Annotated in this window: 6 protein-coding genes; all 6 read right to left on the minus strand. The window is 63.9% G+C overall.

Features of this window, described 5'->3' with window-relative positions; genetic code table 11:
* A partial coding sequence (locus tag RMO97_RS04930) for a hypothetical protein (RefSeq protein WP_310539426.1) occupies positions 1 to 662 on the minus strand: 662 nt, incomplete at its 3' end.
* Positions 663 to 790: 128 nt separating this feature from the next.
* On the minus strand, positions 791 to 3049 hold the full coding sequence (locus RMO97_RS04935) for a GumC family protein (protein WP_409035287.1): 2259 nt from the start codon (positions 3047 to 3049) through the stop codon (positions 791 to 793).
* A gap of 121 nt (positions 3050 to 3170) precedes the next feature.
* On the minus strand, positions 3171 to 4454 hold the full coding sequence (locus RMO97_RS04940; RefSeq protein ID WP_310539427.1) for an outer membrane beta-barrel protein: 1284 nt from the start codon (positions 4452 to 4454) through the stop codon (positions 3171 to 3173).
* Positions 4455 to 4579: 125 nt separating this feature from the next.
* A complete protein-coding gene (locus RMO97_RS04945) occupies positions 4580 to 5227 on the minus strand; it encodes a hypothetical protein (protein WP_310539428.1) in 648 nt (215 codons plus the stop codon).
* A 140-nt stretch (positions 5228 to 5367) separates the two neighbouring features.
* Positions 5368 to 5937 carry a hypothetical protein gene (locus RMO97_RS04950; protein WP_310539429.1) on the minus strand — a complete coding sequence of 190 codons (570 nt, stop codon included), beginning with the start codon at positions 5935 to 5937 and terminating at the stop codon, positions 5368 to 5370.
* Complete coding sequence (locus RMO97_RS04955) at positions 5934 to 7148, minus strand: O-antigen ligase family protein (RefSeq protein ID WP_310539430.1); 1215 nt, start codon at positions 7146 to 7148, stop codon at positions 5934 to 5936. Before RMO97_RS04955 ends, RMO97_RS04950 begins: the two co-directional genes overlap by 4 nt.
* Positions 7149 to 7326: the final 178 nt, after the last annotated feature.

A 7326-nucleotide genomic window follows, 5' to 3' on the forward strand; every position in this document is an offset into this window, starting at 1 on the left:
TCGAGGGAGACGGCGCCGCTCAGCTCCTCAACGTACTGTCCGATATGCCGAACTTTGCAGCCAGCCAGCATGGCTCGGGACAGGGCTCGGCCCCAGTCCGCGCTGACGTGTTCAGTCAGGGACACCAGAACGATGTCGAACTGGCGAAGGTCCTTGCTGGGATCGCTCACGATACGGGCGAAGGGCACACTGAACGTGGAACCACCAATCAGCGGCGAAATGATCGCGACACGGGCCCTCATCAATCGATGCCGAAGCCCCACCACCAGGACGGAGACGCAAACAGCGCCGATCAGGGCGAATCCGAACATCGAACGGGAAAAAAACAGTCGACCGACGAGGATCCCCAATGCGTACAGACCGAAGATCGCCACCGTCGCGGCAATGGCTTGGCCAAACTTGAACTCAAGTGTGCCACGCAGGCGGCTTGCATAGGCTGCGGCCAGGGCGCTGCAGGCCACATTGATCGCGACGTGGATCAGGTTGGCCTGGGAAGACACCCAGAAATCGAATCCACGGATCAGACTCACGCTGGCCAGTGACCAGCCAGCTATGGCGAGAGAGGCGATGAGAAGAACGGCGAACGAACGCCCGCCGGAGCGCTCCTGCTCGCTCGCGGCCGGTCTTGTCGACCCGGCCTCGCTTATCGGGTTCATCAGCATGGCGTATTGACGCGATCACGGGAGCCCGCTCGGCTCTGCGATAACGGCCCCCTTCTTGAAACAGGATGTCGTCAGCTCTGCCCGCGAAATGCGCGCCTCGGTTACTGCGGTCGACGACTACCCCGTGCCTAGCTTACATAATATTTTTTGTACTCAGCATAGTAGTAGCCCGGATCGCCGTAGCCGTACTTGGTCTGCTGCTTCATGTCCATCTGGGTCAGCGCCACGCCGCCCACGTGTGCGCCGGTGCCTGAGAGCAGGCGGAAGGCGGCCTCGATCGCGTGTTGCGGGGTTTTCCGCCAGCGAGCAAGGAAGACCACGACATCGGCCTTGGGGGCCAGCACCCGCGTGTCAGCGACGGGCAGGACCGGGGCGGTGTCGAGGATGACCAGGTCGTAGCGCTGGCGAAGCTCGGCCAGAAGCTTGTCCATGGCGACCGAACCAAAGACGTCCTTGGGCGTGAAGTTGCTCTTTGAGAGCGGCAGGATGTAGGCGCCGCTGGTTGCATCCAGGGTGATCGCCTGTTCCAGGGTGGCTTCGCCGTTCAGGACTTCCAGCAGGCCGATCTCGGGTTCAGCCTCCAGCATGCGGTTCACGGTGCGGCGTCGGAGGTCGCAATCGACCACCAGGACCTTGGCACCTTGCAGAGCGGTCGATCGGGCCAGGCAGACCGATGTGGTCGTCTTGCCTTCGCCCGGCAGGGCCGAGGTGATGGCGACGATCTTCACCGTCTCGCCGAGACGGGAATAGAGCACCGAGGTCCGCAGGTTTCGGAAGGCCTCGGAGAAGCTGGAGAGCGGCTTGGCGACCACATAGTCGATCGGGCTCTCCGTCCGTCCCTCCGCGACCGAGGCCAGCAAGGGGATGGCGCCGAGATAGGAGGTGTCGAGCCGGCGCTCCACGTCTTCGGCGGTGGCCAGGCCTGCGTCGAGCATCTCGGCCAGGACCACAGCGCCGAGGCCGGCTCCAATGGCCAGAACCAGTCCGAGGGCGAGGTTGAGAGTGACCTTGGGTGAGCTTTGGCCGGTGGGGATCTTGGCCTTGGAGACGACGCGGGCGTCGGACTGCTCAAGGCCGCCCTGGGTGCTCGTCTCCTTGTATCGGTTCAGGTAGCTCTCATAGAGGGTTCGCGAGGCGTCGGCGTTCCGCTGCAGTTCATTGAGCCGCACCATGGCCCGGCTATTGGCGGCGAGCGTGCCCCTGGCGCCGCCGAGGCTGCCAGAGACGGCGGCGGCGCGCTGGGACGAAACCTGGGCCTTGGCCTGAAGGTTGGAGATGATCCGCTGGATCTCCTGCTGGATCTGGGCGTCGATGTCCGACAACTGGCGCTTGGCCTTGAGCATCTCGGGGTGACGCTCGCCATAGCGGCCCTGCAGGTCTGCCACCTGCGCGCTGACCGACGCGCGCTGCTGGCGCAATTGCTGGACCACAGGGGAGCTCAGAGCTTCGCCGACGTCATCGCCAGACGAGCCCCTGGAAAGCTGGGAGCGCGCGGTCGACAGACGCGCCTGATCCTCGGCTACCTGAGCCTGGGCCTGGGAGAGGGTGAGATTGTAGTTGGAGATCTCTTGTTCAGTCAGATTGGTGCCGGAGGCGCTCAGCAGGTTGTTGGCGATCTTGTACTGCTGAACCGCGGCCTCATCAGCCTGCACCTGTCCGCGCAGTTCTGCGAGCCGGCTGTTGAGCCAGGTCGTCGCCTGCTGGGTGGCGTCGAACTTCGCTTCCATTTGCTCAAGCAGGTAGAGCTCGGCGAATTTGTTGGCGATTTTCGCAGCCTTGGCCGCGCTGCTGGATTCGTAGTTGACGTTGATGACGTAGGTCAGGCCGGAGCGCTTGACCGATAGCCCCCCCAGAACGGCATCGACGATGCGCTCATGGTGCTTTTGCGCCGCCTCACCGCGCAGAGTCACCGCTTCGGGAGCCTTGGCGCCAAATATTGAACCCGCTCCACCCAGCAACGCCTTCACCCCGGTCGGCTTGCGAAGGGAGCTGTTGAACTCCGGGTCCTCTTCCAGCTTGAGACCCTTGACCACCCGCTCAGCTAGCTGCCGGGATTTGAGGATTTCGACCTCAGTATCGACGGCGCTGGAGTCGGCGGGCAGTCCAGACAGGACTTCCTCAACATTGCTGACCCGCTCTTGGCGGGTGTCCAGCATCACATTCGCCGTTGCGGTGTATTTCGGGGTTGCCTGCAACGTCACCAGGATGACCGCCAGAAGCACGGCCAAAGCCACGGCGGCGAACAGGCGGATCCGTCGGCGGAAAGTCACGAAGATCCGACGAATATCAAGCCCTTCGGCGACGGCTGGCAGCCAGGTCGAAGGCGCACCTCCCCGGTCAGGAAGATCGCCGTCTGTGCCGGTGTGGGAGGGGCTATGCAGGTTCATGCAACTCACGCCTTAACAGTTAGGGCCAGGCGTCTTGCGAACGTCTGGCCCATATTGGGTCCGCTTGTCGGCGGCCTTTCAAGGATCGCGCCAACCCCGCCCCAGGGCGGCGCGACCGAGATCAGAACTGCAGAGTTAGGGTGGCGCTCAGCTTGTTGACCTTGAAATCCGGACCTTTGGCCAGGCCTTCCGAAGTCTGCTCGGTGTAGCTGTAGCCAAAATTCAGGCCGGCGTTGTGGTTCAGGAGATAGGTCGCATTGACGCCGGCGCTCAGGCGCTTGTCACCCCGATCTATCTTCTCGTAGTCGTCCTTGCCGTATCCGATCTGACCCGCGAGCAGGATATTGCGCCGGACTTCGTGATCGACCTTCGCCGAGATGTTGTTGGAGACATAGGCGGGCGTCGTCGCCAGAACGCTGTCCTCCACGGTGCGGCTGCCGGCGAAGGTCACGGTGGTCAGCTGGCTGGGGAACCACTCCACCTGGGCGCGCGCGCCGAAGCCCGTCACGTCATCAATGGTCGCATCGTCGTATGACTGGCGCAGGTAGCCGACGCCCACCTCGCCACGGGTCAGCGCGCCAAGTTCGAAGTTGGCGCCGACCAGGGCCTGAACACCCTCGGAATCGCGGGTCAACGCGACCGCGGGCCTGTCGATCCGATAATCGCGTTTGTTGCCGATCACTTCCAGGAACAAGGCCGTGTCGGGGCTGACGGCATAGTCGGCCCTACCCATGATCGAGGTATTGGTTCGGTCGCGGAAGTCCTGATCGATGATGTTGGCGGGCGCCACGCCAGGACGTACGCTGTCATCATAGTCATTCTTCGCGTAGTCGAAGCGGGTGGAGAGGCGAAGGCGATTGAAGGCGTTGGTGCCACCTACATAGAAGGTAGTGGTGTCGGAGCGCGTCGGCTCCAACGCCGCCGTGGGGGCGTTCGGCGAGGTGCGCGGTTCCGTGCTACGCGATGCGCTGCCGCCGAAATCGAGATGGGCGTTGCGAGACGCATCAAGCCGGACGTTGGCCCCACCGTTATAGTCTGTGGTGTTCTCGCTGGAGTTATCCTGGAAGCGATTGATCGTCGCATTGGCGTACAACTGCAGCGAATGCCGACTCCAGTCTGACGCCACGATGACTTCCGGGCGCACCCGCCAGACGACATCGTTGGTCTCTTTCGTCTTCTGAGCGTAGATGTTGTCGTTGACCTCGCCGGTCAACGAGACCTTGGGGAAGGCCGTGAAGCCGCCCATGGGAAGGCCGCGTGCTTCGTAGCCTTGGTGATTGCGTTCCGTGACGGCGATGTTGCGATCGCGTGCGAAGTTCACCGCTCCGCCACCAGCCTGCTTCACGGTCGATTGCGCGAAGGCCTGAGAGGCGGCACCCGCCATGAGGAGGGCGGCGCCCGCCAATAGAATGCGTCTGTCTGAAGTCACCGAAAAACCCCCATCATCCAAGGGTCGGGAGGCGCTTCACGCCTCACCGCCCTCTCGTCATTGATCTGCTCCGAACCCTAGCCCGGCGCGTTTTACAAGTATTAGCCGACGTAGAACGGAACCGTGGACTCCGTGGCGCTCGGCTGCGCGACCTGAATGGTGCCTGTCTGATTGTTGTCGACCAGGGTCTCAACCGCGTCGCCGAGGTTGGCTACGGTGGTCGTCGTTGACGAATTGAGCTGGCCGGAGTTCTCGGCGATCTGGAAGGCGGCGGCGGCGATCGTCGGGCTGACGCTCGCCGTGGCCACGACGTCGGAGACCGCGGCCTGAATAGCGGCCGGATCGCTACCGGCAGTGTTGGCGGCCTCGACGATGGCGGCCGCCAGGACCGTGGTCTTCTGGGCGAAGATGGCGTCTTGAACGCCTGGGATCACCAAGACCGCCGTGACGGTCGAGGACTTCGCGGCGGCGGCCAGGGCCGCGTTCGCGACCATCGGATCCTGACCGGCCAGAGCCGCGATGATCGCGTTCTCAACTTCCGCCTGCCGATCGCCGGGGCCCGCCGACGCGTTGGCGATCGCCGTGGCCAAGGTCTGGGCCAGGGTGTCAGCCGCCGTCTGCTGCGCCGGCGTCAGGGCGGCGACCGCCATGCTGGCCGCAAAGGTGGACGCGCCAATGATCGAAACCACGGCGACAGCACGGAAGACGGCGCTCACAGCCGACGACTTGAGGTTCATCTTGGTGTCCATGTCCTAGTTTCCATTCGCGTTGAGCCCAGAGCTCTACCATGTCTGGTAGGCACATAAGCCACAATCTGGCTCAAGTCGATTCCCTTAACGCGGTAGTAGGGTTCCGAATTTGCACAGTAGATACGCAATCGATATCGATCTTATGACGCTGATCCGTAAAATCGCAGCAGCCATAAGGTGGCGACCAGCCTGCCTTCAGGGGCGGTGACCCCCCGAAGTGCGCGCCGCATGTCGATCGAGGGTCGATTAACCGACCTGTAGGCCCGCACCTCGTCACGGACGGCGGCCTGGGTCGAGCTTGGCAAAGCCCCCCAGTGATTCAAGGCGAAGGTGGTCCGCCATTCCGCCACGGCCGGATCGTAGGGCGCGAGATCGTAGGACTGTTGAAACAGCTTCAGAGCCTCCGGCGGGAAACCCTGGGTTCGCAATGAGAGAATATAGACCAGCCGCATCCGGGCGACGTTGTTGTAGGGGGACTGGCCCAGGGCGCGCCGCACACTTGCTTCAGCGTCAGCGAGCGCCACCGGAGCGAGCGAGGCCTCAAGGATACCTCGCGCCCGCTCATCCTCCGTCCAGTTGAAGGTGATGGGGAGGGGATTAACCTTTCCGGCGGTGGCGTTGAGGGAGGCCAGTCCAAGGCCCGCTAACAGAAGGGTTAGGACGGCCAACAGGCCGCTGGCCACGAGGGGAGGGGTGATCTGGCGCGTCATGCCCGGCTCCCCTGCGAAAGCCGGAAGGCCACGCCCAAGAGGTAGCTCCATAAGGCGGCTACAGCGTAGGTTTGCAGGGCGAAGTCACTCAGTCCGTGCACCATAACAACCACGCTGACAGCGATCAAGGCGAAAACGTGGCTGAGCATTCGTGTCCGGCGCGCCGCTTGACGGACTGTAGAGACCAGCAAAAGCCCTATGCAGGCGAACATTGGCAGGGCGCCCAGAATCCCGGCCTCCTCCAGCCAGCCCAGATAGACGCTGTGGACCGCTCGGATGGACCACAGGTCCTTGAAGTTCAGGGCGTCCATCACGCTGCGGTTGACCGGCTCGAAGGATCCCAAACCATAGCCCATCCAGGGCGCGGCTTCGAAGGCCTGGAGATGGACCGCGAAGACGTTGGTGCGTGCGGCGTCCTGCAGCCCGCCCACCATCAGGCGGGTGATCAACAGATCGCCGCTGAACGCCAGGACCACACCCAGAAGAATGACGCCGGCGCCCACCGCCAGGGTGGCCCGGGTCAGGCGCAGGTCGCCGGCGAAGACTTGCAGCAGGGCGAAGGCGACGAAGCCCGCGCAGGCCGCCAGGAATCCGCCCCGCGACCCGGTCATCAGCAGGCAGACCAGGAAGATCAGCCCTGCAGAACCGTAGAGGGCCAGTTGAAAGAAGCGTTCTTGGCGTCTGGTCAACCGAAGCTCCGAAACGATCGGCGCCAGCGCCAGGACCGACAGCATGGCGAAGAATGTCCCCGCGGTGTTCGCCGCCAGGAAACGCGCCTCCATCCGCGGTCCGCCGTGGTTGGCGTTGCCGGTGACGTGGACGAGGAACATCCAAAGACCGAAGGCCGCCCCCACGCCCACGATGAGCTGGATGGCGGTGCGCGCACGCGCGTCGCTGGCGGCGGTGACGGCGCCGACCAGGAAGAGGCAACCCAGCCCCATGAGCTTGATGATTTCCAGCAGGGTAGCCGACTTGTCGACCGTGGCCGCGCCATGCGCCTCGCCGACATAGGCCCATACTGGCGACGGCCCCCCAGGAACGTACGGCGTGAGCGACCAGAGCGCGACCAGCAGGGTCAGGACGAAGAGGGCGCCGGGCCACTCCAACCCGCGCAGCCGGGCGAGGTCGGCGCGAAGGCCGCTGTGCAGCAGGCAGGCCGCCAGGATCAAGCCGCCCCCGATGGCCAGGGTGAGGGCCGTCTTCGGGAACATCGCTCCGTACAGGACTTGCCCGGCAAACAGCAGGCCCACGGTGGGCAGCGCCAGACCCAGGCCTTCAAGCTTTGGCGTCGTCCCGGGCGGCTCAGCGGGTCGCTGCGCCGCGCGCCGCGGGGGCGGGGGGCTCCTTGGACCAAATTACAAGTAAGGTTTTGTATCCCGAAGAAAACCA

Source organism: Phenylobacterium sp. (genome assembly GCF_031425575.1).
Lineage (GTDB): Bacteria > Pseudomonadota > Alphaproteobacteria > Caulobacterales > Caulobacteraceae > Phenylobacterium.